Origin of the sequence: Fulverythrobacter fulvus (assembly GCF_037154085.1) — a bacterium.
GTDB classification, from domain to species: domain Bacteria; phylum Pseudomonadota; class Alphaproteobacteria; order Sphingomonadales; family Sphingomonadaceae; genus Andeanibacterium; species Andeanibacterium fulvum.
In genome coordinates this window covers 23,084-45,734 of record NZ_JBANRM010000005.1, presented here as the reverse complement: position 1 = coordinate 45,734, position 22,651 = coordinate 23,084, and the positions used below count along the sequence as shown (strand labels likewise).

Annotated in this window: 35 protein-coding genes and 1 tRNA gene; 15 read left to right on the top strand and 21 right to left on the bottom strand. The window is 63.6% G+C overall.

Going from position 1 to position 22,651, the window contains the following annotated elements; genetic code table 11:
* Positions 1 to 184: 184 nt before the first annotated feature.
* Positions 185 to 310 (top strand): hypothetical protein, encoded by a 126-nt coding sequence (locus WFP36_RS14050; RefSeq protein ID WP_336981324.1) that lies wholly within the window; start codon positions 185 to 187, stop codon positions 308 to 310.
* The gene (locus WFP36_RS14045; RefSeq protein ID WP_336981323.1) at positions 307 to 513 is read left to right on the top strand and encodes a PspC domain-containing protein; all 207 of its coding nucleotides are present in this window, start codon (positions 307 to 309) and stop codon (positions 511 to 513) included. The genes WFP36_RS14050 and WFP36_RS14045 overlap by 4 nt, the downstream gene beginning before the upstream one ends.
* 27 nt (positions 514 to 540) lie before the next feature.
* On the opposite strand, the gene WFP36_RS14040 is transcribed toward WFP36_RS14045, so the two are convergent.
* A complete protein-coding gene (locus WFP36_RS14040; RefSeq protein ID WP_336981321.1) occupies positions 541 to 1,278 on the bottom strand; it encodes a queuosine precursor transporter in 738 nt (245 codons plus the stop codon).
* 90 nt (positions 1,279 to 1,368) lie between these two features.
* On the opposite strand from WFP36_RS14040, the gene WFP36_RS14035 reads away from it, so the two are divergent.
* The 3 genes from WFP36_RS14035 to WFP36_RS14025 all read left to right on the top strand — a co-directional run bounded on the left by WFP36_RS14035 (position 1,369) and on the right by WFP36_RS14025 (position 3,482).
* Positions 1,369 to 1,445: transfer RNA gene (locus WFP36_RS14035), tRNA-Arg, on the top strand.
* Between the two features lie 192 nt (positions 1,446 to 1,637).
* Positions 1,638 to 2,711: a choice-of-anchor A family protein gene (locus tag WFP36_RS14030; protein WP_336981319.1), complete on the top strand. Its 1,074-nt coding sequence runs from the start codon at positions 1,638 to 1,640 to the stop codon at positions 2,709 to 2,711.
* Between the two features lie 456 nt (positions 2,712 to 3,167).
* Positions 3,168 to 3,482: a TraR/DksA family transcriptional regulator gene (locus tag WFP36_RS14025; RefSeq protein ID WP_336981318.1), complete on the top strand. Its 315-nt coding sequence runs from the start codon at positions 3,168 to 3,170 to the stop codon at positions 3,480 to 3,482.
* Positions 3,483 to 3,525: 43 nt separating this feature from the next.
* Here WFP36_RS14025 and grxD read toward each other — a convergent pair whose 3' ends face one another.
* From grxD to WFP36_RS13990, 7 genes are all read right to left on the bottom strand, one after another.
* Positions 3,526 to 3,855, bottom strand: coding sequence for a Grx4 family monothiol glutaredoxin (gene grxD / locus WFP36_RS14020; protein ID WP_336981317.1), 330 nt, complete (start codon positions 3,853 to 3,855; stop codon positions 3,526 to 3,528).
* 36 nt (positions 3,856 to 3,891) lie between these two features.
* Positions 3,892 to 4,125 carry a BolA/IbaG family iron-sulfur metabolism protein gene (locus WFP36_RS14015; RefSeq protein ID WP_336981315.1) on the bottom strand — a complete coding sequence of 78 codons (234 nt, stop codon included), beginning with the start codon at positions 4,123 to 4,125 and terminating at the stop codon, positions 3,892 to 3,894.
* Positions 4,126 to 4,129: 4 nt separating this feature from the next.
* Complete coding sequence (locus WFP36_RS14010; RefSeq protein ID WP_336981313.1) at positions 4,130 to 4,453, bottom strand: DUF1476 domain-containing protein; 324 nt, start codon at positions 4,451 to 4,453, stop codon at positions 4,130 to 4,132.
* Between the two features lie 49 nt (positions 4,454 to 4,502).
* On the bottom strand, positions 4,503 to 5,105 hold the full coding sequence (gene leuD / locus WFP36_RS14005; protein WP_336981311.1) for a 3-isopropylmalate dehydratase small subunit: 603 nt from the start codon (positions 5,103 to 5,105) through the stop codon (positions 4,503 to 4,505).
* Positions 5,105 to 5,326, bottom strand: coding sequence for a hypothetical protein (locus WFP36_RS14000; RefSeq protein WP_336981310.1), 222 nt, complete (start codon positions 5,324 to 5,326; stop codon positions 5,105 to 5,107). Before WFP36_RS14000 ends, leuD begins: the two co-directional genes overlap by 1 nt.
* Before the next feature lie 31 nt (positions 5,327 to 5,357).
* Positions 5,358 to 6,791, bottom strand: coding sequence for a 3-isopropylmalate dehydratase large subunit (leuC, locus tag WFP36_RS13995; protein ID WP_336981309.1), 1,434 nt, complete (start codon positions 6,789 to 6,791; stop codon positions 5,358 to 5,360).
* Positions 6,792 to 6,867: 76 nt separating this feature from the next.
* Positions 6,868 to 7,233 (bottom strand): hypothetical protein, encoded by a 366-nt coding sequence (locus WFP36_RS13990; protein ID WP_336981307.1) that lies wholly within the window; start codon positions 7,231 to 7,233, stop codon positions 6,868 to 6,870.
* Between the two features lie 186 nt (positions 7,234 to 7,419).
* Between WFP36_RS13990 and WFP36_RS13985 the strand changes: the two genes are divergently transcribed.
* Both WFP36_RS13985 and WFP36_RS13980 read left to right on the top strand, forming a co-directional pair.
* Complete coding sequence (locus tag WFP36_RS13985) at positions 7,420 to 7,821, top strand: acyl-CoA thioesterase (RefSeq protein ID WP_336981305.1); 402 nt, start codon at positions 7,420 to 7,422, stop codon at positions 7,819 to 7,821.
* 16 nt (positions 7,822 to 7,837) lie between these two features.
* On the top strand, positions 7,838 to 8,356 hold the full coding sequence (locus tag WFP36_RS13980; protein ID WP_336981303.1) for a sterol desaturase family protein: 519 nt from the start codon (positions 7,838 to 7,840) through the stop codon (positions 8,354 to 8,356).
* 6 nt (positions 8,357 to 8,362) lie between these two features.
* Here the strand turns inward: WFP36_RS13980 and WFP36_RS13975 are convergent, their stop codons facing one another.
* From WFP36_RS13975 to WFP36_RS13925, 11 genes are all read right to left on the bottom strand, one after another.
* Positions 8,363 to 8,773 (bottom strand): SufE family protein, encoded by a 411-nt coding sequence (locus WFP36_RS13975; protein ID WP_336981301.1) that lies wholly within the window; start codon positions 8,771 to 8,773, stop codon positions 8,363 to 8,365.
* 24 nt (positions 8,774 to 8,797) lie between these two features.
* Positions 8,798 to 9,049 carry a hypothetical protein gene (locus WFP36_RS13970; RefSeq protein ID WP_336981300.1) on the bottom strand — a complete coding sequence of 84 codons (252 nt, stop codon included), beginning with the start codon at positions 9,047 to 9,049 and terminating at the stop codon, positions 8,798 to 8,800.
* On the bottom strand, positions 9,046 to 9,330 hold the full coding sequence (locus WFP36_RS13965) for a hypothetical protein (protein ID WP_336981298.1): 285 nt from the start codon (positions 9,328 to 9,330) through the stop codon (positions 9,046 to 9,048). The genes WFP36_RS13970 and WFP36_RS13965 overlap by 4 nt, the downstream gene beginning before the upstream one ends.
* Positions 9,331 to 9,358: 28 nt before the next feature.
* Entirely contained in the window at positions 9,359 to 9,631 is a 273-nt protein-coding gene (locus tag WFP36_RS13960; protein ID WP_419716643.1) for a hypothetical protein, read from the bottom strand.
* The gene (locus WFP36_RS13955; RefSeq protein ID WP_336981294.1) at positions 9,631 to 9,966 is read right to left on the bottom strand and encodes a hypothetical protein; all 336 of its coding nucleotides are present in this window, start codon (positions 9,964 to 9,966) and stop codon (positions 9,631 to 9,633) included. Before WFP36_RS13955 ends, WFP36_RS13960 begins: the two co-directional genes overlap by 1 nt.
* 28 nt (positions 9,967 to 9,994) lie before the next feature.
* Positions 9,995 to 10,369, bottom strand: a complete 375-nt coding sequence (locus tag WFP36_RS13950) for a hypothetical protein (RefSeq protein WP_336981293.1) — start codon at positions 10,367 to 10,369, stop codon at positions 9,995 to 9,997.
* 2 nt (positions 10,370 to 10,371) lie between these two features.
* Entirely contained in the window at positions 10,372 to 10,683 is a 312-nt protein-coding gene (locus tag WFP36_RS13945) for a hypothetical protein (protein WP_336981292.1), read from the bottom strand.
* Between the two features lie 24 nt (positions 10,684 to 10,707).
* Positions 10,708 to 11,088 carry an envelope stress response membrane protein PspC gene (pspC, locus tag WFP36_RS13940; RefSeq protein ID WP_336981290.1) on the bottom strand — a complete coding sequence of 127 codons (381 nt, stop codon included), beginning with the start codon at positions 11,086 to 11,088 and terminating at the stop codon, positions 10,708 to 10,710.
* Positions 11,085 to 11,378: an envelope stress response membrane protein PspB gene (gene pspB, locus WFP36_RS13935; RefSeq protein WP_336981288.1), complete on the bottom strand. Its 294-nt coding sequence runs from the start codon at positions 11,376 to 11,378 to the stop codon at positions 11,085 to 11,087. Before pspB ends, pspC begins: the two co-directional genes overlap by 4 nt.
* Positions 11,379 to 11,381: 3 nt before the next feature.
* Entirely contained in the window at positions 11,382 to 12,131 is a 750-nt protein-coding gene (gene pspA / locus WFP36_RS13930; RefSeq protein ID WP_419716642.1) for a phage shock protein PspA, read from the bottom strand.
* 143 nt (positions 12,132 to 12,274) lie between these two features.
* Positions 12,275 to 12,430 carry a hypothetical protein gene (locus WFP36_RS13925; RefSeq protein WP_336981286.1) on the bottom strand — a complete coding sequence of 52 codons (156 nt, stop codon included), beginning with the start codon at positions 12,428 to 12,430 and terminating at the stop codon, positions 12,275 to 12,277.
* Between the two features lie 152 nt (positions 12,431 to 12,582).
* On the opposite strand from WFP36_RS13925, the gene pspF reads away from it, so the two are divergent.
* The gene (pspF, locus tag WFP36_RS13920) at positions 12,583 to 13,608 is read left to right on the top strand and encodes a phage shock protein operon transcriptional activator (protein ID WP_336981284.1); all 1,026 of its coding nucleotides are present in this window, start codon (positions 12,583 to 12,585) and stop codon (positions 13,606 to 13,608) included.
* A 3-nt stretch (positions 13,609 to 13,611) separates the two neighbouring features.
* Here pspF and rnk read toward each other — a convergent pair whose 3' ends face one another.
* A complete protein-coding gene (gene rnk, locus WFP36_RS13915) occupies positions 13,612 to 14,016 on the bottom strand; it encodes a nucleoside diphosphate kinase regulator (RefSeq protein ID WP_336981283.1) in 405 nt (134 codons plus the stop codon).
* Between the two features lie 402 nt (positions 14,017 to 14,418).
* Complete coding sequence (locus tag WFP36_RS13910; RefSeq protein WP_336981281.1) at positions 14,419 to 15,069, bottom strand: FABP family protein; 651 nt, start codon at positions 15,067 to 15,069, stop codon at positions 14,419 to 14,421.
* A gap of 228 nt (positions 15,070 to 15,297) precedes the next feature.
* Between WFP36_RS13910 and rimP the strand changes: the two genes are divergently transcribed.
* From rimP to WFP36_RS13875, 7 genes are all read left to right on the top strand, one after another.
* Positions 15,298 to 15,888 (top strand): ribosome maturation protein RimP, encoded by a 591-nt coding sequence (rimP, locus tag WFP36_RS13905; protein WP_336981279.1) that lies wholly within the window; start codon positions 15,298 to 15,300, stop codon positions 15,886 to 15,888.
* 5 nt (positions 15,889 to 15,893) lie between these two features.
* Complete coding sequence (gene nusA, locus WFP36_RS13900) at positions 15,894 to 17,543, top strand: transcription termination factor NusA (protein WP_336981277.1); 1,650 nt, start codon at positions 15,894 to 15,896, stop codon at positions 17,541 to 17,543.
* Positions 17,524 to 18,300 carry a DUF448 domain-containing protein gene (locus WFP36_RS13895; RefSeq protein WP_336981275.1) on the top strand — a complete coding sequence of 259 codons (777 nt, stop codon included), beginning with the start codon at positions 17,524 to 17,526 and terminating at the stop codon, positions 18,298 to 18,300. The genes nusA and WFP36_RS13895 overlap by 20 nt, the downstream gene beginning before the upstream one ends.
* Positions 18,301 to 18,361: 61 nt before the next feature.
* Positions 18,362 to 21,025, top strand: a complete 2,664-nt coding sequence (gene infB / locus WFP36_RS13890) for a translation initiation factor IF-2 (protein ID WP_336981273.1) — start codon at positions 18,362 to 18,364, stop codon at positions 21,023 to 21,025.
* Between the two features lie 35 nt (positions 21,026 to 21,060).
* The gene (gene rbfA / locus WFP36_RS13885) at positions 21,061 to 21,456 is read left to right on the top strand and encodes a 30S ribosome-binding factor RbfA (protein ID WP_336981271.1); all 396 of its coding nucleotides are present in this window, start codon (positions 21,061 to 21,063) and stop codon (positions 21,454 to 21,456) included.
* A 68-nt stretch (positions 21,457 to 21,524) separates the two neighbouring features.
* Positions 21,525 to 22,103 (top strand): thymidine kinase, encoded by a 579-nt coding sequence (locus tag WFP36_RS13880; RefSeq protein ID WP_336981269.1) that lies wholly within the window; start codon positions 21,525 to 21,527, stop codon positions 22,101 to 22,103.
* Positions 22,100 to 22,651 carry a GNAT family N-acetyltransferase gene (locus WFP36_RS13875; protein WP_336981267.1) on the top strand — a complete coding sequence of 184 codons (552 nt, stop codon included), beginning with the start codon at positions 22,100 to 22,102 and terminating at the stop codon, positions 22,649 to 22,651. The genes WFP36_RS13880 and WFP36_RS13875 overlap by 4 nt, the downstream gene beginning before the upstream one ends.

The following is a 22,651-nucleotide window of genomic DNA, read 5'->3' as shown; positions in this document are numbered from 1 at the left end:
CCCCGCCTAATGTTGGTGAAATTTCCCAAATTATAGCGCGTGCATTTGGCCTGATTTGCATTTCGGGCGGGTGTTGCTTCAAGAAATCCGCGAAAATCGGCCAGTTTCTTCAAACTGGCACGCCTCCTGCAATCACCTGTGCATCGGCGGAATGGTCCGCCAGTTCGATTGAGGGAACTTCGAAATGCAGAACATCACTTCCACCACCAGCCGGATCGCCGCGGGCGTATCGGCCTTCGCGCTGTCCGTATTCCTGATCGCTGCCAGCTTCGTGCCGCAGGGTGCCTTCGTGCCGGGGATCGTGGCGTGAGCGCGTTCGACGGCAACGGCTCGCCGGTGAAGGCTTTCCATCTCGACCGGATCCACGGCAAGATACTGGGCGTGTGCAGCGGGATCGGGAATTACGCCGGGATCGACCCCACGCTGGTCCGTATCGGCTTTGTCGCGGCGACCCTGCTGGGCTTCGGCGCACCGGTGCTGATCTATCTCGCCATCGGGATCATTGCAGACTGACGGGGGGCGTGCGCGCCCCCCGCGGCATCAGGCGTTTTTCGCGAAGGGCGAGAAATCGGTGTCGCTGTCGAACACGTCGACGCCTTCGCGCCGCTTGAGGAAGCCGACCACCGCATAAGTAACCGGGGTGAGCGCGGCTTCCCAGACAGTCTTGATCAGCCATTGCGAAAGAACGACCTGCATCAGCTGCTCGGGCGGCCAGCCGGCCAGGCCATAAAAGGCCAGCGGGTAGAAGATCAGGCTGTCCAGCCCCTGGCCGACCACTGTGGAGCCGATCGTGCGCACCCACAGGAAACGGCCGCCAGTGATAAGCTTGAGCTTGGCCAGCACGAAGCTGTTGGCAAATTCGCCGGCCCAGAAGGCCAGCATGGAGGCGGCGACGATCCGCCAGCTGTTTCCGAATACGAATTCGTAGGCTTCCTGCCCCGGCCAGCCATCGGCGGGAGGCAAGGCGACGACGACTGCCGCCATGAAGGCCATGAAGATCAAGGCGGCAAAGCCGGTCCAGATCACGCGCCTTGCATTGGCATAGCCGTAAACTTCGGTCAGCACGTCGCCGATGATGTAGCTGACGGGGAAGAACAGCACCCCGGCACCGAACGACCACTCCATGCCGCCGGGCAGAGTGACGTAACTGGGCTTGGACGCTCCGATCAGGTTCGACAGCAGCAGAATGGCGACGAAGGCCGCCATCAGATAGTCGAGATAGCGGAAATGCCGGCGCCCGCCCGCCTGGCCTTCGATGCGTTTGGTGTGTTCGCCCATGCAGCATTGCTAACCCGAAAACACCGCCGGGCATAGATACCCAAAAAGGCGTTCCCACCGGGGCGCCGCATGCTCTATGGGCACCACCACGCGCCCGTAGTTCAACTGGATAGAGCACGAGCCTTCTAAGCTTGGAGTTGCAGGTTCGAGTCCTGCCGGGCGCGCCACCACACTCTCGATCGCGGGATTGTCTCGCTCACCTGCTGGCGAAGCTGGCCCGTTCGCCCCAGGCCGCCCGCGCGTTAACCTTTTCGAGTGCGGTCTGTGCCGGATTGAAACGGTATTTAATCGAACGCATAAATCTTGACGGAATAGGTTAAGGGGCAAGTCCCCCCGTTGAATTCATTCAGAGAATCCCTGTGTCCACCAAATTCAGACTGACCATCGCCGCGGCAGCCGCGGCGTTTGCCCTCTCCGTTCCCGCCTTCGCTTCGACGCCCACCGGCACCGATATCCTGCGCGAATGGAATCTCGTGGTGCTGGGCGATCTCGTCTCTTCCTCGGAAGTGGAAGGGCGGACTTTCGTAGGCGGCGACCTTTCGGGCAATTCCTCGAACTATAATATTTCGAGCATTCCGGCCTCCACCACCGGCACGCCGGGCCTGACCGTGGTGGGCGACGTGAATGGTGGGACGAAGAACCTCAACAATGGCTCCGGCGCGATTGTGGGCGGCAACGTCAACAGCGGCTTCAACCTGAACGGTGCGGCCCAGACGGTTCAGGTCGGCGGTACGATCAGCAATACCAACGTCAACCAGAACACCGTGAATTCGGGCCTTTCGGCTTCCGATCCGGCCTTCACGCAGAACCTGCAGCAGGACAAGAGCCTGATCACCACCAGCATGACCGGCCTCTCCTACGATCTGAGCACGCTTTCATCGAACAGCGATTTCTCGATCCAGGGCAACAAGGGCGTGTTCACTGCCCAGCCGGACGCCAATGGCGTGGCGGTGTTCAACATCAGTTCGGCCGACCTCGATTCCATCGGCGAGATTCAGTTCAATCTCAACGGGGCCGACACCGCGATCGTGAATGTCAGCGGCACGAACATCACGCTCAACGACAATTTCCTGGGTGGGACGAACAATCTGGGCGAGAGCGTGATCTGGAATTTCCCGGATGCGGAAAAGCTGACGCTGACCACGGCATTCGGCGGGTCGGTGCTGGCACCCAAGGCGGATGCCCATACCTATAATTACATCCAGGGTTCGGCGGTATTCGGCAGCCTGGTCCAGGACGGCGAGATGCATGTCGGGACCTATGACGGCGGCTATCATTACGAACCGCCCTCTTCGAGCAGTTCGGGCGGATCGTCCTCGGGCGGGTCGTCTTCGGGAGGCACGCAGGTGCCGGAACCGGGGATGCTCGGGCTGTTCGGGGCAGGACTCGCCGCGCTGGCCTTCTGGCGCCGTCGACGCATGAAGGCAGCCTGAAACTCCTATCCACTAACTCACATCCACTGGGGGGGGCGGCCAGAGGTGCCGCCTCATCCGGAGCCTCGAACCCACCGCACGCACGAGTGCGCGGCGGCGCCTGCTGTGATTTTCGCTGAGTGGGAAGGAAAAGAGGCGGAACCGGGAGACCAGGTTTGGGGGACAGGGACGGTCCCGCCTCTATTTCGAAGACTAGGAGTACCAGGAGAACAGGTACGCCGATGATATTGCAACCACCGTGCCAATTCGCGCCTGTTTCACTTTCCCGCGCATCACGATGGTTTGTGCAAAGTTAACGAGATGCGAGGCTGTAAGGCAGGCCGACACATTTCGACGATCCGGCCCAAATGCGTGTCGGAATCTTGACGCTGGCTTTTGATTGGGCGCAATGTCCCCCGGCGGAAAACCGCGCAGAAAGCTCTGGAAACGCCAAGAACACCAACGCAGGATGGACGGATGAGCGATTACAGCGAAGTGGAACAGGCGCTCAAGGCGCGCCTTGCCGAACTGACCGAGCGTGCGGAAGAGATCGAGGACGATCTGCGTCACCCGCTCGACGCGGATTCGGAAGAGCAGGCTATCGACCTTGCCGATGACGAAGCCCTCGCCGGGGTCGATACGGTGCTGCGTAATGAGATCATGGCCACCCGTGCGGCGCTTCAGCGCATCGAGGACGGGACTTACGGCACTTGCGCCAATTGCGGGGACGACATCAGCGAGATGCGCCTCAAGGCGCTGCCCACGGCCACGCTCTGCATCAATTGCGCGTGATGTAAGGAAAAAGCCTCGGACGATGGCGTCCGAGGCTTTTCGATCAGTCTGCCTTGGCGACCTGCGCGTCCTGCATCAGTTGCTGCAGTTCGCCGGCTTCGAACATCTCCATCATGATGTCGCTGCCGCCCACGAATTCGCCCTTCACGTAAAGCTGGGGGATGGTCGGCCAGTCGGAGAAGTTCTTGATGCCCTGGCGGATTTCCATGTCCTGAAGCACGTCCACGCTATCATAGGCGACGCCCAGATGATCGAGGATCGCCACCGCGCGGCTGGAAAAGCCGCATTGCGGGAACAGTGGGGTGCCCTTCATGAACAGGACGACATCGTTCGAATTGACGATGTCGGAAATGCGGGCGTTGGTATCGGACATGGGTTGAATCCCGGAAAGTTCGTTTGGTGCTGACCGTCAGTTGGGAACGGCGGTAGTCAGTTGCAAGGCATGGAGCGCGCCGCCCATGCGGCCGCCCAGTGCCTCGTAGACGAGCTTGTGCTGCTGCACGCGGCTCTTGCCGACAAAGGCGGCCGAAGTGACGCGGGCGGAATAATGATCGCCGTCGCCCGCAAGGTCGGTGATTTCCACCGCCGCGTCGGGCAGGGCGGCCTTGATCAGCGCCGCAATATCGTCAGCCGCCATCGCCATGAGGTCAGACTTCGCCCATCAGCTGGCGGCGGGCTTCGACGGTCTTCTCGTCAAGCGCGGCGCGCACGCCGGCCTCGTCGATATCGATCCCCGCGCCGACCAGATCGCCCAGCACCTTGCGGATCACGTCCTCATGGCCGGCTTCCTCGAAATCGGCCTGGACGACCGACTTGGCATAGGCCTCGGTCTCTTCGGGGGTCAGCCCCATCTTGCTGGCAGCCCACAGGCCCAGCAGCTTGTTGCTGCGCGCGGCGATGCGGAAGGTGGTTTCCTCATCCATTGCATATTTGCGCTCTTCAGCGCGTTCGCGGTCCTGGAAGTCGGTCATCTAGAGAATCCCTCGAAAGAAAGCTGAAGTCAGATAACGCGCGATGCGCTCATGCGGCAAGGCCGGTTCCCTTGGCGAACCAGGGCATGTCCTTTGCCTGCCGGGCCTCATAGGCCGAAATCGTATCGCTGCGGGCAAGGGTGAGGCCCACTTCGTCGAGCCCTTCGAGCAGGCAGTGCTTGCGGAAAGGGTCGATCTCGAAGGTGAAGCGATCCTGGAAGGGCGTGGTCACCGTCTGGCTCTCGAGGTCGATCGAGATCGGGTCGGTCTCGGCCACTTCCATCAGCCGGTCGATCGCTTCCTGCGGAAGGACGACGGTGAGGATGCCGTTCTTGAAGGCATTGCCCGAAAAGATGTCGGAAAAGCTGGGGGCGATCACGGCCTTCACGCCCATGTCGAGCAGGGCCCAGGCAGCGTGTTCGCGGCTCGATCCGCAGCCGAAATTGTCGCCCGCCACGATGATCGGCGCGCCCTTCACATCCTCGCGGTCGAAGATATTGGCCGGGTCCTTGCGCAGCGCTTCGAAAGCGCCGCGGCCAAGGCCCTCGCGGCTGATCGTCTTCAGCCAGTGGGCGGGAATGATGATGTCGGTATCGACATTCTTCATCCCGAAAGGATAGGCGCGGCCTTCAACCTGGCGCACGGGTTCCATCAATCGGTCTCCGGTGGCTCGCCCGAGGGAATGGGCGGCAATTGTTCGGGCTTGTTCTTGTGCTTGCGGCGGTTGGCGAACATCAGCGCGGCGGCGACGGCGGCGGAGCCGATCCCGATCGCAGCGCCCGCAATGGCCGCCTTCGTGCCTACGCCCATGCCGGAATCGGACTTGTCGGCCCGGTTCTTCGACTTCTCGCTCTTCGGTGTTTTGTCGGTCATGGCAGAAAGATGGGGTAGGCCGCGCTTGCGGTCAATCCACCAGCTCCCTCACATCGGTAAGGCGGCCGGTGACGGCGGCAGCGGCCGCCATTGCCGGGCTGACCAGATGCGTGCGCGCACCGGGGCCCTGACGGCCCACGAAGTTGCGGTTGCTGGTGCTGGCGCACCTTTCGCCTGCGGGCACCTTGTCGGGATTCATGCCGAGACAGGCCGAACAGCCCGGTTCGCGCCATTCCAGGCCCGCTTCGATGAAGATCTTGTCCAGACCTTCTTCCTCGGCCTGATGCTTCACCAGGCCGGAGCCGGGCACGACGATCGCCCATTTGACGTTGTCGGCCTTCTTGCGGCCCTTCAGTACCTCGGCGGCGGCGCGCAGATCCTCGATGCGGCTGTTGGTGCACGAACCGATGAAGATGTTCTGGACTTCGATGTCCGTCATCTTCTGGCCCGGCTCCAGCCCCATATAGTCGAGGCTGGCCTGTGCGGCCTTCTGCTTGGAAGGATCGGCGAAGCTTTCCGGCGCCGGAACCACGCCGCCGATGGCGACGGTGTCTTCCGGGCTGGTGCCCCAGGTGACAGTGGGCTGCACGTCGGCGGCGTCGATCACCACGCTCTTGTCGAAGGTCGCGCCTTCATCGGTGCGCAGGCTGGTCCACCACGCCACGGCGCGATCCCAATCCTCGCCCCTGGGCGCGTATTCACGGCCCTTGAGATAGGCGAAGGTCTTTTCGTCAGGCGCGACGAGGCCCGCGCGGGCGCCGCCTTCGATCGACATGTTGCACACCGTCAGGCGGCTTTCGATCGACATGTCCTCGAACACCTTGCCGCGATATTCGATCACATGGCCGGTGCCGCCGGCCGTGCCAATCACGCCGATGATGTGCAGGATCAAATCCTTGGCGGTCACGCCGGGCAGCAATTCGCCTTCGACGCGGATTTCCATCGTCTTCGATTGCTTGAGCAGCAGCGTCTGCGTGGCGAGCACATGCTCCACCTCGCTGGTGCCGATGCCGAAGGCCAGCGCACCCACGCCGCCATGGCAGGAAGTGTGGCTATCGCCGCAGACGATAGTGGCGCCGGGCAGGGAAAAGCCGGTTTCCGGCCCCACCACATGCACGATGCCCTGGTTGATGTCGGTCGGGCCGATATAGCGCACGCCGAATTCGGGCGCGTTCTTTTCCAGCGCGGCGAGCTGCTGGGCGCTTTCCGCATCCGCGATGGGAATGCGCTTGCCCGCTGCATCGAGGCGCGCGGTGGTCGGCAGATTGTGATCGGGAACCGCCAGCGTCAGCTCCGGGCGGCGGACCTTGCGGCCGCTGAGGCGCAGGGCCTCGAATGCCTGCGGGCTGGTCACCTCGTGGACGAGGTGGCGGTCGATGAACAGGATGCTGGTGCCGTCTTCACGGCGCTCGACTTCGTGAGCGTCCCAGATCTTCTCGTAAAGGGTGCGGGGTCGGCTGGCCATGGCGGGCGACCTAGGCTCGCCGGCCCCGCAAGACAAGGGAGGAAAAATTGGCCGGGCTCAAGCCGGGCCTTGATTGTCACCGGCGATGGTCGCCGGGGCGGCCCTGCGGTGCGCGGTCACGGTCGGCCACTTCGCTGGCGATCTGGCGCTTCACCGTGTTGATCCGCTGGTCGAGGATCTGCCCTTCAGCCCGGGTCAGGCCGTTGCGGGCATAGCGGGCATGCAGGTCCTGCAGCTGGTCGACCTTGCGTTCGAGGCGCTCGGCCTCGCGCGGCGAGATCAGGCGGCGTTCCTGCGCCCGGTCGATCTGGCGGTCGAGCTGGGCGATTTCCTGGCGGTAATTGTCACGGCCCTGCCACGGGGCGGCAGAGGCGGGGACGGCGGCGCCCAGCACCAGCGAGGCTGCGATGGCGGGGGCGATCAGCTTGGCGAGACGGTTCATGGCTTTCATCCTTCGCTAGTTCAAAACTTCACGGCTTGTTCCGTGTGTTCAGAAATAGGGCTGATTAGATGAACGGCGGAGATACGGACGGTCGCACAATTGCGGCGAATTGTAACAAAATGTCTTTGTTGCACTGCAGCAGCGGGAGTCATTGAAACGTCGCCAAAGGAGATATAACTTACAAGTATGTCAGCAGCCCCGTACAAGTTCCCGATCACGATCCTGCCCAGCGATATCGATTTCATGGGCCATGTGAACAATGCCCGCTATCTCAGCTGGGTGCAGGATGCCGTGCTCTCGCACTGGAAGAAGCTGGCCCCGGCGGATACCGCTGCCTCGCGCCTTTGGGTCGCACTGAAGCACGAGATTACCTACCGCAAGCCCGCGTTCCTTGATGACGAGGTGATTGCCCGCACCGTGCTGGAACAGGTCCATGGCGCGCGGGCCTTCTATCACACGATCATCGAGCGCGGGGAGGAAGTGCTGGCCGAAGTGCAGTCCTGCTGGTGCTGCATCGATGCGGAAACCCTGCGGCCTGCGCGGATCGGTGAAGAAATTCGCCGGTTCTTTTTCCCGCCGAAGGATTGAACTATAAGGCAGCGCGATGGACGCGCTTCTTCCCCTGCTTATCGTGATCGCTACCGCCGCTGCCATGGAAGGCGTGGCCTGGGGCAGCCATAAATATATCATGCATGGCTGGGGCTGGGGCTGGCACCGCGACCATCACGAGCCGCATGACAATCTGCTGGAGAAGAACGATCTCTACGCCATTGTCGGCGCCGCGCTGAGCATTTCCATGTTCGCCGTGGGCAGCCCCTGGGTGATGGGCGCGGATGCGTGGTGGCCGGGCACCTGGGTCGGGCTGGGCGTGCTGGTCTACGGGATCATCTACACGCTGGTACATGATGGCCTCGTTCATCAGCGCTATTTTCGCTATGTTCCGCGCAGCGGCTATCTCAAGCGACTGGTGCAGGCCCATAACCTCCACCACGCGACCGTGGGCAAGGAAGGCGGGGTCAGCTTCGGCTTCGTGATCGCTCGCGACCCGGCCAAACTGAAGGCCGAATTGAAGCGACAGCGCGAGGCGGGCGTCGCCGTGGTGCGGGAAAGCGCGGGGGCGTAACCCGGTTCAGCCCGCCGCCGCGATTCGAGCGGCGTGTTCCTTCACCAGCGCAATCATGTTGGGCACGCCCTGCGTACGATTGGAGCTGAGCTGCTTTTTCAGTTCGAACGGTTCCAGCGCGGCGGTGATGTCCATGTCCGCCACTTCCGCTGCCGGCTTGTCCTGTACCGCGCTCAGCACCAGCGCGACGATGCCCTTGGTGATCGCGGCGTTGCTGTCGGCCAGGAAGTGCAGCGCATCGCCGGCCTGTGTGGGATAGACCCAGACCTTGGCCGAGCAGCCGCGCACTAGTGTGGCGTCGGTCTTCAGCGCATCGGGCATGTCTTCCAGCTCGCGGCCGAGTTCGATCAGCAGGCGATAGCGTTCGTCGCCTTCAAGGAATTCGTATTCTTCGCGGATGTCGTCGAGGCTGCGCATGGGCGCGGCTCTAGCAATCCTGGCCTAGAGGTCCACCCCCGAAGCGATGGCTTCCAGCTTGCGGATGCGTTCCTTGAGGTCCGCCAGTTCGATCCGCGCGGCACCTTCGCCCGCGCGGCCTTCGATCTCGACATGGGGGCGGCGGGCATCCAGTTCCTTGCCTTTCAGGGCCAGCCAGCCCTGCCAGCCGCGCAGGGCGGTGGCGGAAAGGATCGCCAGGCCCAGCAGTGCCATGCAGGCGATCAGGAGGTCGTCGCTCAGGATTTCGCTTATCATCGGGCGTCTCCCTTGTGGACGGCTTCGGGGCCGCGCAAGCCTTCGATTTCCTCGGCAATGGCCCGGGCATCGCGGCCCGGTCCGGTGTGAGAATCGGTGGCGATACGTTCGAGCACCTTCACGCGCTCGCGCAATTCGGCGATCTCGCGGTCGCGGACGGCCAGATCCTGCTCGTCGCGCGGCAGCGGATGGCGGCTGCCTTCCGATTTATAGCGCGCGATGCGGATGGCCGCGAAAGCCAGGATCGCGACGATGGCAACAAGGGCGGTTCCGAAGCTCATGTCATGTCCTCAAGATATGGCGTCGCGATCAGTTCACTTTGGGATCGCGCAGGTCCTCGATCTCGGCCGCCAAATGCGTTCCCTTGTCGGTCGCGATCCGCTCCAGCACCCGCATGCGGGCTTCCAGCCGCTCGACATGGGCTGCGTATTGCGCGGCCTTTTCCGCGGTCTGGTCGGCCATCAGCTCAAGCTGACGTTCGCGGAAGGCCATGAAGCGTTTGAAGCTCTGGCCAGCGACAATCACCAGCGCCATCAGGGCGCCGACAACCGCGACGAGGCCGATTGTTTCACCCGGTCCCATCATTGCACATTCCCCTCTTTCCTGACCTCGACCGTCTTTGCGGGGGCAGTATCCCGGAGAGCCTCGATCTCGCTCGCCAGATTGTAGCTGCGGTCGGTCACGATGCGTTCGAGCACTGCCAGCCGATCTTCCGAGGCTTCGAGCCGGTCGACCAGCCGGGCGTTTTCGAACCGCAGCGCTTCCACTTCCTCGCTCTCGCGCTGGGCATGCCCACGGTGGCCGCGCGGACCGCGCTGCCCGGTGTCGCCGTGGCGGGCGCGGATCCATCTGTTCACCACGCCGGTGATCATCGCCATGGCGATGATCGCGAGCACGAATTCGGCACCATATTGCATCTGTCGAACTCCTTCTGCCGGGCGCGGCTCAGTTCACGGACTTCTCGCGCGTCGGGTCGGTGACCGGAGTCGGTTCCACCTCGCGCAGGTTCTCGATCTGGCGCGCAAGGTCGAAGCCCTTGTCGGTGACGATCCGTTCCACCACCGCCATGCGGTCTTTCACGGAGGCCAGTTCCGCCCGCAGCGAGGCGTTTTCCTGGGTCAGCAGGCGCACGCGCTGCATCGCCTCGGAATTGAGTTCCGGCTTGAGCGACTGGCCCCACATGCCTTCCAGCGGATAACCGTGCTGGATACGCAGCTTGGTGGTGTGCACCCAGCCAAGGATACCGGCCATGCTGACCACGAAGGCCCCGCCCACGATCCAGCCCAGATAGGGCAGGAAGTTCTGAAAACCGCTTTCCATCGTCAAATCCTCTCTCTGGCCTGCCCGTCCTGCAGCGCCTCCACCTTGCGGGTGTCGCGCAGCGCCTCGATCTGGCTGGCCACATCATATCCCTTGTCCGTCACGATCCGCTCGAGCACTCGCACGCGCTGCTCCAGTTCCTTGACCTGGCTGGCATATTGCGCAGCTCGTTCGGCCGTATCCTGCGCCACCGTGCCCATGCGTATCTCGGCCAGCTTTTGCTGATGCCTGGTCCAGATCGCCAGGATCGGGATCGTCATGCCGAATATGATGCCGAAGATCGGGATCAGCGGCCCCAGTGTATCAGGTCCCATGGTCTTCCCCCCGGATGCCGCGCTTCAGCGCAGGCGTTCGATCTCAGCCGAAAGGCGCGGGTTGCTGGAAACGTAATAGCTTTCCACCTCGGCCAGGCGCCGGTCGATGTCCCGGAAGCGGGCGCGGATTTCGCGCGCAGTGCGCTTGGGCGACTGGCGGACGCGCTGCCAGTATTGCTGCTCGTCCCGGTCGACATAGAGATCTGCTGGCTTCTTGTTCAGCAGGAAGCCGGCGATGATGTAGCCCGGTACCGTAAGGCCGGACATCGGCGTGACCAGTGAGATCAGGAAGCCGAGGCGGACCCACAGGACATTGATCCCGGTGTAGTCCGCGATTCCCGCGCAGACGCCGAAGATCTTGCCATTTCGCTTATCACGGTAAAGCGTGGTGCGTGGGCTGTTCACGGGCGGTCTCCCTTTTCCTTGAGCATGCGGTCGAGTTCGCGCAGCCGCTGATTGTCTACATCCAGATCGTGGCGGATCCGTGCAGGTTTGAATTCGGGGTTGTCCGAAGCGACCAGCCGCTCGACCGTGTCCATGCGCTCGTCCAGGCGGCGCGCGAGCTGGTAAAGCTCTTCCAGCAGCGCCTCATCGTCGCTGGTGATGGTGGCGGCGGTTTTCCACTTGGTGATGTAGTGGAAGATGATCCACGGAAGGCCGATGAAGATGGATACGATAGCGAGCACTTCTTCCACGGCTTAACCCCCCTTGCTCTCGCCGCTCATGCCGAGCGCGCGCTTCATTTCTTCCAGTTCCTCGTCGATCTTGTCCGATCCGGCGAGGGCGTTGATCTCGTCGGCCAGGCTCGGCTGGCCGCCTTCGGCGATCCGCAGCGCATCGGCACGGCCTTCGGCATAATCGACCCGGCGTTCCAGCTGGTCGAAGCGGGCCATTGCCTCGTCCACGCGCTCGGTGGCCAGCAGAGTGCGCAGCTTCACGCGGTTCTCCGCGCTTTCCAGGCGCGCGGCGATCTGGGTCTGACGGCTGCGGGCTTCGCGCAGGCGGTTCTGCAGCTTCTGGATGTCGTCCTCATAGGCGCGCAACGCATCGTCCAGCACGGTGATTTCGGCCTTGAGCTGCTCGGCCATGTCGGCGGCCTTGCGCTTTTCGACCAGCGCCGCGCGGGCCAGATCCTCGCGCGCCTTGGAGAGGGCGAGCTGGGCCTTTTCGCCCCAATCCGCCTGCAGCCGTTCCAGCTTCATCGTGTGGCGGTGCATTTCCTTCTGATCCGCGATCGTGCGCGCCGCGCTGGCGCGAACTTCCACCAGCGTTTCTTCCATTTCCAGGATGATCATGCGGATCATCTTGGCCGGGTCTTCGGCATGATCCAGCAGGTCGCTGAAATTGGCAGCGATGATGTCGCGGGTACGCGAGAAAATGCCCATCCAGGGAACTCCTCCAAAGTTTGCATTACGGTTCGGATTAGGGTTGCGCCGCAGCCGCTCCACCTCGGAATCGAGGCGGTCGCGGCGCGGCTCGTCTCCGTTGAGGACCGGAGCGCGGGTGCCGGGACGGGGGGACTGGGTCCCGTCCAGGCGGATGGCCCGCCGCTCCGGCCCGATCGGGCTGAGCGAAGTGTCTTCCGGCTTGCTCACGCCAGCTCCACGCCCTGGGCGGCGAGCGCGAGCGGCACAGGTGCGGCCTGCAGCTGCTGGCTCAGGGCAAGCATGTTGAAGGCCAGCATCGCGGCAAGGCTGATGATCGCGGCCTTGCCCAGCTTGCTGCTGAAAAAGTGGCGGTCAAACATGGTTCGGTTCCCTCCAGAATTCATGCCACGAAGATAGCAAGGGGCGTGCCAATCTGTGGGGAGGAAGGAAATCGGCCAATTCCGCTGTTGCGGGGCGAGAGGGTGTTGGGAATTATTGCCACCTGTTGGGAAAATGCGCTAGAAGCTGGTGTATGGATCGGGGCAACCAGTTCATCGGGCAATCCGGCGCCTTTCTCGACGCGGTCGAGCGCGCCAGCCGCGCCGCGCCCATGCGCCGCCCGGTGCTCGTCATCGGAGAACGCGGGACGGGCAAGGAACTGATCGCCGAACGTCTTCATCGCCTTTCCAACCGCTGGGAAGAGCCGCTGGTCACCATGAACTGCGCGGCCCTGCCCGAAACCCTGATCGAGGCAGAACTCTTCGGCCACGAGGCTGGGGCTTTCACCGGTGCTACCAGAGCACGCGAGGGAAGGTTCGAGGAAGCCGACCGGGGCACGCTTTTCCTCGACGAACTGGCGACCCTGTCGATGGGCGCGCAGGAGCGCCTGCTGCGAGCGGTGGAATATGGCGAGGTTACCCGCATCGGTTCATCCCGGCCGATCCGGGTGGATGTGCGCATCGTTGCCGCGACCAATGAAGACCTGCCGCGCATGGCAAGGGAAGGGCGCTTTCGCGCCGATTTGCTCGACCGGTTGAGTTTCGAGGTCATCACTCTGCCGCCCTTGCGGGTGCGCGAAGGGGATATCGCGGTGCTGGCCGAATATTTCGGCCGCCGCATGGCCGCGGAACTGGGGTGGGAGGCCTGGCCGGGCTACGCGCCGCACGTCCAGCGCCAGCTCGACGACCATGCATGGCCCGGCAATGTGCGCGAATTGCGCAATGTGGTGGAGCGCGCCGTCTATCGCTGGGACGACTGGGAAGAGCCGATCGGCCATGTCCAGTTCGACCCGTTCGACAGCCCGTGGAAGCCGGTGGGCGAACGTGTGCACAAGAGCGCCGAGGCTGCGCACAGGCCTGCCGAACCGGCGCCTGGCATGGCAGATCATGGCCATGACAGCGTGACCGATCTGCGCGCGGCAGTCGATGCGCATGAAAGGGCGATCCTCGAGCACGCTCTCGGCCGCTACCGCTGGAACCAGCGGCAGACGGCCAAGGCGCTGGGGCTAACTTATGATCAGCTGCGCCACTGCATCAGGAAACACGGCCTGGTGCAGTAGGCGTCAGTTCGGCTGGGACACCTTGCGGATGGTGAGCACGCGCTCGCTTCCGTTCCGGCCTGGCCAGATGATCGACTGGCCTTCCGCCAGCCCGATCAGCCCGGCGCCGACCGGAGTGAGGATCGAAAGCTTGCCGGCCGCGATATCGGCCTGGCCCGGATAGACGAGTTGCACGGTATGGCCCTCCTCATGGGCATCGTCGGCGAATTCCACTGTGCTCATCATGGTCACGATACCGGCGGGGATCTTGTCGGGTTTATGCAGCCGTGCCCGGTCGATTTCCCGGAGCAGCAATTCGCAGGCTTCGGGGAAGCGTTCGTCATTGCCGATGGCAAGATTGGCAAGGCTTTCCGCCTCGCTTTCGATCATGTGGATTGGCGGCCTGCGCGAGGCCTTAGTATTCGTCATGGTGCTGGCACCTCCAGATGGGGGGGATAATGCGACTGTGGCGCCGCATTCGATCTATGGAGTTCGCCCCGGGCACGGGGCGTGTGCACACCGGACCCGGGGCTAAGTGCCCGCGAGGAGTTGACCACCCAGATGTCGGAAGAAGTGCCGGTTCATGCGCGCAGGCTGTCACCGGCGAGGCCGCAAGTCAATCTCCGCCGTGCTGGATGACGAGAGTGAGAAAGCGAAGGCCTTGTCCTATGACCAATCCGGATCACCACATCCGTTCGTCCTGAGCCTGTCGAAGGACACGGGAAGCCATCAGCGCCATTCCCTTTTTCGGGCAAGCGCCAGCGTGCGTCCTTCGACAGGCTCAGGACGAGCGGATGTCATGGATTGGGGCCGAGGGGATGCCCTTGCCCCTTATCCCGCTTCCTGCCCGCGCACGATCTTGAGCCAGGGGTTCATGTCCACTTCGCCCACCTTTGTCAGGCGGTTATTGTCGCGATGGTGGAAAGGTTCGGTCTGGCCGCGCACGGCAAGGACGGTATCTTGCACATAGCTCCAGCTGCCATCCTCGTGGAATTCCACTTCTATGGTGTAGGAATCGGTGCGGAAGGCCTGTTCGAGGAAGAAGGTGGAGGCAATCCCGTATTCGGTGGTGCCGCGCGTCGCCGTCAGCTTCAGCCTGGTGTCATTCGGCCCGGCATGGCCCGACGCGAGCGCCACCTGGCCGCGCGGGATCGCCAGCGATTGCATGATAAGGCCCGTGGCCGGTTCCCACAGCCAGTAGCCCACCTGATCGTGGAAAGTGATGTCCTCGTCCGGCGTGTTGACGTGGAGATGATAGCGCAGGCCATAGAGAAGCTGCGGCCCGTTCGATTGCGGGTCGATCGGCTGCATCACGATACGTTCGTAATAGTCGCTCTCGTCCGGCCCTTCCGCCTTGGGCGCGATGTCCGTGCCGCGATTGCCTTCCCAGATTCCCGCCAGGCGCCGTAGCGGGCCGAGATTGGCCAGCGTGTCGGGGTCCACATCCTCCTGCTCGGTGAAGATGTCCTCTGGAATCTGCATTCTTCGCTCCAATCCGCAAAAGGGCCGCCTGCCCTTGTGCAAGCAGTCAAACAGCCCAGCGTCAAGCAAGACTCGGCGCTGTGCGAGGTCTCTTCACTTTCCCTTGCGTTTTGCCGTTCGCACGCCTAATTAAAGGCCATCCCGACATTGTGATTCACGGTTTGGATGCTGGCGCCGCAAGGGGCCGGCCCGAAACGCGTTTCGCACTGTCCGTCAACCGGAGACCGCATGGCCGATATTGCGCGCCTTACCGAAGTGATCGAGCCCGAGGCTAAAGCCCTGGGGTTTGATCTTGTGCGCGTGAAGATGATCGGCGCCGAAGCGGGCGAGGGCGAGCCTGCCTTGCAGATCATGGCGGAAGACCCGGCGACCGGGCAGTTGGTGATCGAACAGTGCGCCGCATTGTCGCGCCGCATTTCCGACCGGATGGACGAGCTGGAAGAAGCCGGTGAAGTGCTGGTGGAGGGCGCCTATCGCCTTGAAGTCAGCTCCCCCGGCATCGATCGTCCGCTGACCCGGCCCAAGGATTTCGCGAACTGGGCGGGCCACGAAGTGCGCATTGCCCTGGCCGAGGCCGTGACCGGCGACGATGGCAAGCCGCGCAAGACCGTGAAGGGCGATCTGGCCGGAATCGACGGCGATGTCGTTACGGTGGACGATGCCAAGGTCGGGCGGGTGCAATTCCCGCTGGAACTCATTCATTCGGCAAAGCTTGTCCTTACCGACCGGCTGATTGCCGCAACCCGCCCGCTCGACACTTCCGGCGCTGAGGAAGTGGATGAAGGCGCAGACGAATTTCTCGAAGAAGAGGAAGGCTGATACCAATGGCCAGTGCGATTTCCGCCAATAAGGCAGAGCTGCTCGCGATTGCGAACTCCGTTGCCAGCGAGAAGATGATCGACAAGTCGATCGTCATCGAAGCAATGGAAGAGGCGATCCAGAAGGCGGCCCGTGCCCGCTACGGCGCCGAGAACGACATCCGCGCGAAGCTCGATCCCAAGACCGGCGACCTGCGCCTGTGGCGCGTCGTGGAAGTGGTCGAGGAAGTGGAAGACTACTTCAAGCAGGTCGATCTCAAGCAGGCCCAGAAGCTCGACAAGAATGCCGGCCTGGGTGACTTCATCGTCGATCCGCTGCCGCCGGTCGATCTTGGCCGCATCGACGCGCAGAGCGCCAAGCAGGTGATCTTCCAGAAGGTCCGCGATGCCGAGCGCGAACGCCAGTACGAGGAATTCAAGGACCGCGCGGGCGAAGTCATCACCGGCGTGATCAAGTCGGTCGAATTCGGCCATGTGATCGTCAATCTCGGCCGCGCCGAGGGTGTCATCCGCCGTGATCAGCAGATCCCGCGCGAAGCCGCCCGCGTGGGCGAGCGTGTGCGCGCGCTGATCCTCAAGGTGGAACGCAACAGCCGCGGCCCGCAGATCTTCCTTTCCCGCGCGCATCCGGAGTTCATGAAGAAGCTCTTCGCGCAGGAAGTGCCCGAAATCTATGACAACATCATCGAGATCAAGGCCGCTGCCCGCGATCCGGGTTCGCGCGCCAAGATCGGCGTGATCAGCCGCGACAGCTCGATCGACCCGGTCGGCGCCTGCGTCGGCATGAAGGGCAGTCGCGTTCAGGCCGTGGTGCAGGAACTGCAGGGCGAAAAGATCGACATCATCCCCTGGAGCGAGGACACCGCGACTTTCGTGGTCAACGCCCTCCAGCCCGCCACCGTCAGCCGCGTGGTGATCGACGAGGAAGAAAGCCGCATCGAAGTGGTGGTGCCGGATGACCAGCTGTCGCTGGCCATCGGCCGCCGCGGCCAGAACGTGCGCCTCGCCAGCCAGCTGACCGGCTCGCAGATCGACATCATGACCGAGGCCGAGGCTTCGGAGAAGCGCCAGAAGGAATTCGCCGAGCGCTCCAAGATGTTCGAGGAAGAGCTGGACGTGGACGAGACGCTCTCGCAGCTGCTCGTTGCCGAAGGCTTCGCCGAGCTGGAAGAAGTCGCCTATGTCGGAATGGACGAGCTGGCTTCGATCGAAGGCTTCGACGAGGAACTGGCCGAGGAACTCCAGAACCGCGCCAGGGAAGCGCTCGACCGCCAGGAAGAGGCCGCCCGTCAGGAACGCCGCGCCCTGGGCGTGGAAGATGCGCTGGCCGAAATCCCGAACCTCACCGAAGCGATGCTGGTCACGCTCGGCAAGGCCGGGATCAAGACGCTTGACGATCTGGCCGATCTCGCCACGGACGAACTGATCGCCAAGAAGCGCAACGAGCCCCGCCGCCGTGGCGACGGTCCGCCGGCGCGCCGCAATGCCCGCACCGAGGACAAGGCGGGCGTGCTTGGCGAATATGGCCTGACCGAAGAGCAGGGCAACGAGATCATCATGGCTGCCCGCGCACACTGGTTCGAAGACGAAGAACCGGCTGCTGACGTCGGATCAGACAATTCTGGGGAGGCCGCCGATGCGGACACCCCGCAATGAGCCGCTAGGTTCCGACATTCCCGCACTCCGCCCGCCGCGCAACCGCGCGGCCGGGACGGAGGAGGCGACTCCCGAGCGCAAGTGCGTTCTCACCGGCCAGAACGGCTCGCGTGACGAATTCCTGCGTCTGGCGATTTCGCCTGCCGGGCCGGATGGAACTTGCCAGGTCCTGCCCGATGCACTGGCGCGTGCGCCGGGGCGGGGTGCCTGGATCGGCGTGACTCGCGCCCAGCTCGACGAGGCGCTTGCTTCCGGCAAGCTGCGCGGCGCACTGGCTCGTGCCTTCAAGGGCGCGAAACTCTCGATCCCCGAGGATCTTGGAGCCATGGCGGAAGATGCGCTGACCCGCGCACTTCTTCAGCGCCTGGGCCTCGAAATGCGCTCGGGAAAGCTTATATTGGGTTCTGACCGCATCGCGCAGCAGGCGCGGGGCGGTGCCATTGCCTGGCTCGGCCATGCGGCCGATGCGAGCGACGATGGCTGCAGAAAGCTCGACCAGGCCTATCGCGTCGGCATGGATGCCGAAGGCTCGGGCCTTATGGGCGAGCGCTTGCCACTGGACCGCGCGGCTCTGTCTGTGGCATTGGGCCGCGAGAATGTCGTCCATCTGGCGCTGGCTGACCACGGGTCGGCCGAAAGGGTCGCAATTCCCTTAAGGCGCCTGATGCGCTTCACGGGGGCACATCCTGCGGCTGAAGGCACTTCCCCGGAAGGGGCGGCGAACGGCGCCGCGCATCATGCCGTGGTTACCGGCTAAGGCTGGCGGTTAACCCCGGCAGTGACGACGAATAGAGAATACGAAGGATAGATTGAGGCGTATGAGCGACACCGACAACAAACCGACGCTGGGCCGCAAGCCGCTGGGGCTGAAGCGTTCGGTCGAAGCGGGCGAGGTCAAGCAGACCTTCAGCCACGGCCGCACCAACAAGGTGGTCGTGGAAGTGAAGCGTCGCAAGATCACCAAGCCCGGCCAGGCTCCGGAGGCTGCGGCCCCGGCGCCCGCTCCCGCGCCTGAACCCGCGCCGCAGCCGGTCGTCCAGGCTCCGCGGCCCGCCGCGCCGCGTCCGGCCGTTTCCACCGAAACCCGGCTCGAACAGCAGGAACGCCTGCTGCGCGAGGCCGAGGAAGCGCGCCTTGCCGCGCTGGAAGAGGCCAATCGCCGCGAGCAGGAAGAACGCCTGCGCGCAATCGAGGAAGAGAAGCGCCGCGCCGAGGAAAACCGCAAGGCCGAAGAGGAAGCTGCTGCCAAGGCTGTTGCCGAACCGGAAGTCGCGCCTTCCTCAGCCGCGCCCGCGCCCGCCGCTCCCAAGGCCGAGCCGGAACCCGAGCCGGAGGCGCCTGTCGCTGCTGCCGCTCCGGCTCAGGACAAGGCCGCCGCTGCGGTTGCACCCGCGCCGCGCATGTTCACGCCCGTCGTCCGCCCCGAGCCCAAGCGCCCGGAAAAGACCGAGGCTGCTCCCAAGACCGACAAGCCCGAGAAGAAGCGCGAGGACAAGAAGCCGGCCGGCGGCGGCCGTGGCAATGAACGCAACGACCGTGGCGGCGGCGGTGGTGGCGGTAGTGCCGCCAGCCTCGCCGATCGTCGCCGTGGCGGCAAGCTGACCGTCAATCGCGCGCTCAACGAGGATGAAGGCGCGCGCGCCCGCTCGCTCGCCGCGCTCAAGCGTGCGCGCGAAAAGGAACGCCGTGCTCACTTCTCCGGCCAATCGCAACAGCGTGACAAGCAGGTTCGCGACGTGGTGGTGCCTGAGGCGATCACGGTGCAGGAACTCGCCAACCGCATGGCCGAAAAGGGCGCGGATCTGGTGAAGGCCCTGTTCAAGATGGGCATGATGGTCACCGTCAACCAGACGATCGACCAGGATACGGCGGAACTGCTGGTCACCGAATTCGGCCACAATCTGCAGCGCGTTTCGGAAAGCGATGTCGATATCGATACGTCCGAGGACTTCGATGCCGAAGGCACGCTGAAGCCGCGTCCGCCGGTGGTCACGATCATGGGCCACGTCGATCACGGCAAGACCAGCCTGCTCGACGCGCTGCGCGGCACCGATGTGGTGCGGGGCGAGGCCGGTGGCATTACCCAGCATATTGGCGCCTACCAGATCACCACCAAGGGCGGCGACAAGATCACCTTCCTCGATACGCCGGGCCACTCCGCCTTCACGGAAATGCGCGCGCGCGGTGCCAATGTCACCGATATCGTGGTGCTGGTGGTGGCCGCCGATGACGGCATCATGCCGCAGACGATCGAGGCGATCCGTCATACCAGGGCCGCTGGCGTGCCGATGATCGTGGCGATCAACAAGTGCGACAAGCCGGAAGCCAATCCGCAGCGCATCCGCGAACGCCTGCTCGAACACGAAGTCGTCGTGGAAGAGATGAGCGGCGATGTGCAGGACGTGGAAGTTTCCGCCAAGAGCAAGATGGGCCTCGACGATCTGATCGAGAAGATCATGCTCCAGGCCGAACTGCTCGAGCTGAAGGCCAACCCGGATCGCGACGCGGAAGCTACCGTGATCGAAGCCAAGCTGGACAAGGGCCGTGGCCCGGTGGCCACCGTGTTGATCAATCGCGGCACGCTGAAGACTGGCGACGTCTTCGTGGTCGGCACCGAAAGCGGCCGTGTCCGCGCGATGATCGACGACAAGGGCCGCCAGATCAAGGAAGCGCCGCCCTCGCTGCCGGTGGAGGTCCTCGGCCTCGCAGGCGTGCCGATGGCGGGCGACAAGCTCACTGTGGTCGAAAACGAACAGCGTGCGCGCGAAGTCTCCAATTACCGCAAGGAAAAGGCGACCGAGAAGCGTACTGCCATCGCGCCTGCCAGCCTCGACACCATGTTCTCCGCCCTGAAGGACAAGGAGAATGTGATCGAGTTCCCGCTGGTGGTGAAGGCCGACGTGCAGGGCAGTGTGGAAGCGATCAACAATGCGCTCCACAATCTGTCCAACGACGAGATCAAGGTCCGCATCCTGCATTCGGGCGTGGGCGCGATCACCGAAAGCGACGTGACGCTGGCTTCGGCTTCCGGCGCGCCGATCATCGGCTTCAACGTCCGCCCGAACGCCAAGGCGCGCGAACTGATCGACCGCAACAAGACCCGGATGATGTATTACGACGTCATCTATCACCTGACCGAGGAAATCGCGAAGGAGATGGCGGGCGAACTGGGGCCGCTGCGGATCGAAAACGTCATGGGCCGCGCCGAGGTCAAGCAGGTGTTCCCCGCGGGCAAGAAGGACAAGGCCGCCGGCCTCCTCGTGCTCGAAGGCATCATCCGCAAGGGCTTCCATGCACGCCTTACCCGCAACGATGTCATCGTTTCCAAGACGGTCATCGCCTCGCTGCGGCGCTTCAAGGAAGATGTGGACGAAGTCCGCGCCGGTCTGGAATGCGGCGTGGTGCTGCAGGATACGAACGACATCAAGGCGGGCGACATGCTCGAAGTGTTCGAGATCGAGGAACGCGAACGGACTCTCTAGTCCGTTCGCACCTTCCCTCGCGGAAGGAGTACTAGATGGCAAAACAGCAACAAACGCCCGAACAGCACTCGGTTCGCCTGCTCAAGGTGGGCGAACGCGTGCGCCATATCCTGTCCGAGCTTCTGGCTCGGCAGGAAGTGCATGACGATACGCTTTCGGCCCATTCCGTCTCGGTCACCGAAGTGCGGATGACGCCGGACCTGCGCAATGCGACTGTCTATGTGAAGCCGCTGCTGGGTGAGGACGAGGAAGTGGTGGTGAAGGCGCTGCGCCAGAACACCGCCTATTTCCAGCGCGAGGTGGCCAAGCGCCTTGGCCTCAAATTCGCGGCCAAGCTGCAGTTCCGCTCCGACGAGAGCTTCGATGAGGCCGACCGGATCGAGCGCCTGCTGTCCGACCCGCGCGTGTCGCGCGATCTCGCCGAGGACTGAGGCGCTTTTCACGCTGTGATGCAGGGCAGGGCTTCGACAGGCCCGGCCCGAGCGGCTATGTCCCGCCCATGGCCAAGCTCTATTTCTACTATGCCAGCATGAATGCGGGGAAATCGTCCACCCTGCTGCAGGCGGAATTCAATTATCGCGAGCGCGGCATGGCGACGATGCTGTGGACCGCCGCGTTCGATACGCGTTCTCAGGGCAAGCCGATCGCCAGCCGCATCGGGCTGGAAGCCTCGGCCAATTTGTTCGACGCGAATACCGACCTCTGGACGCAGGTGAGCATGGCCAATGTCACGCGCGATCTGGCCTGCGTGCTGATCGACGAGGCGCAGTTCCTCACCAGGGAACAGGTCTGGCAATGTGCGCGGCTGGCGGATGAGGCGGGCATTCCCGTGCTCTGCTATGGGTTGCGCACCGATTTCCGGGGCGAACTCTTCCCTGGATCGGCCGTGCTGCTGGGCATTGCCGATGCGCTGATCGAGTTGAAGGCCGTATGTCATTGCGGACGCAAGGCGACGATGAACCTGCGCGTGGACGAGAGCGGCACGGCAGTGCGCGATGGCGCCCAGACGGAGATCGGCGGGAACGAACGCTATGTCGCCCTGTGCCGCAAGCATTTCACTGAGGCGATCGGCTCATGAATGACGGGCTCCATGTTCCGCTGGCCGATGGCGAATTGCGGCTCGAGCCGCTGTCGGAGCAGCATCGCGAAGGGTTGCGCGCGGCGACGGCAGCCGATGGCGAGATTTGGGCGATCTACCCGACCAATTATGCCGGGGCTGCGTTCGATCCCCAGTTCGACAGCCTGCTGGCCGCCCCGCCGCAGCGCCGCGTCTATGCGATTATTCTCGATGGCCAGCTCGCCGGGATGACCGCCTGGATCGAACGCGGTGCGCCTGGCTGGGCCGTGGAGATCGGCAACAGCTTCATCGCGCCCGAATTGCGCGGCACCGGGCTCAATGGCCGGATCAAGCGCCTGATGCTCGGCCATGCTTTCGCCTGCGGAATCAGGCGCGTGGAATTTCGCGTGGATGTGCGCAACGCCCGTTCGCAGGCGGCCGTGCTCAAGCTCGGCGCCCGGAAGGAAGGCGTGCTGCGGGCCGAGCGGATCACCTGGAACGGCCATGTGCGCGACACGGCGGTGTTTTCGATCCTGTCCGACGAATGGTCGGAAAGAACCGATCGGTAG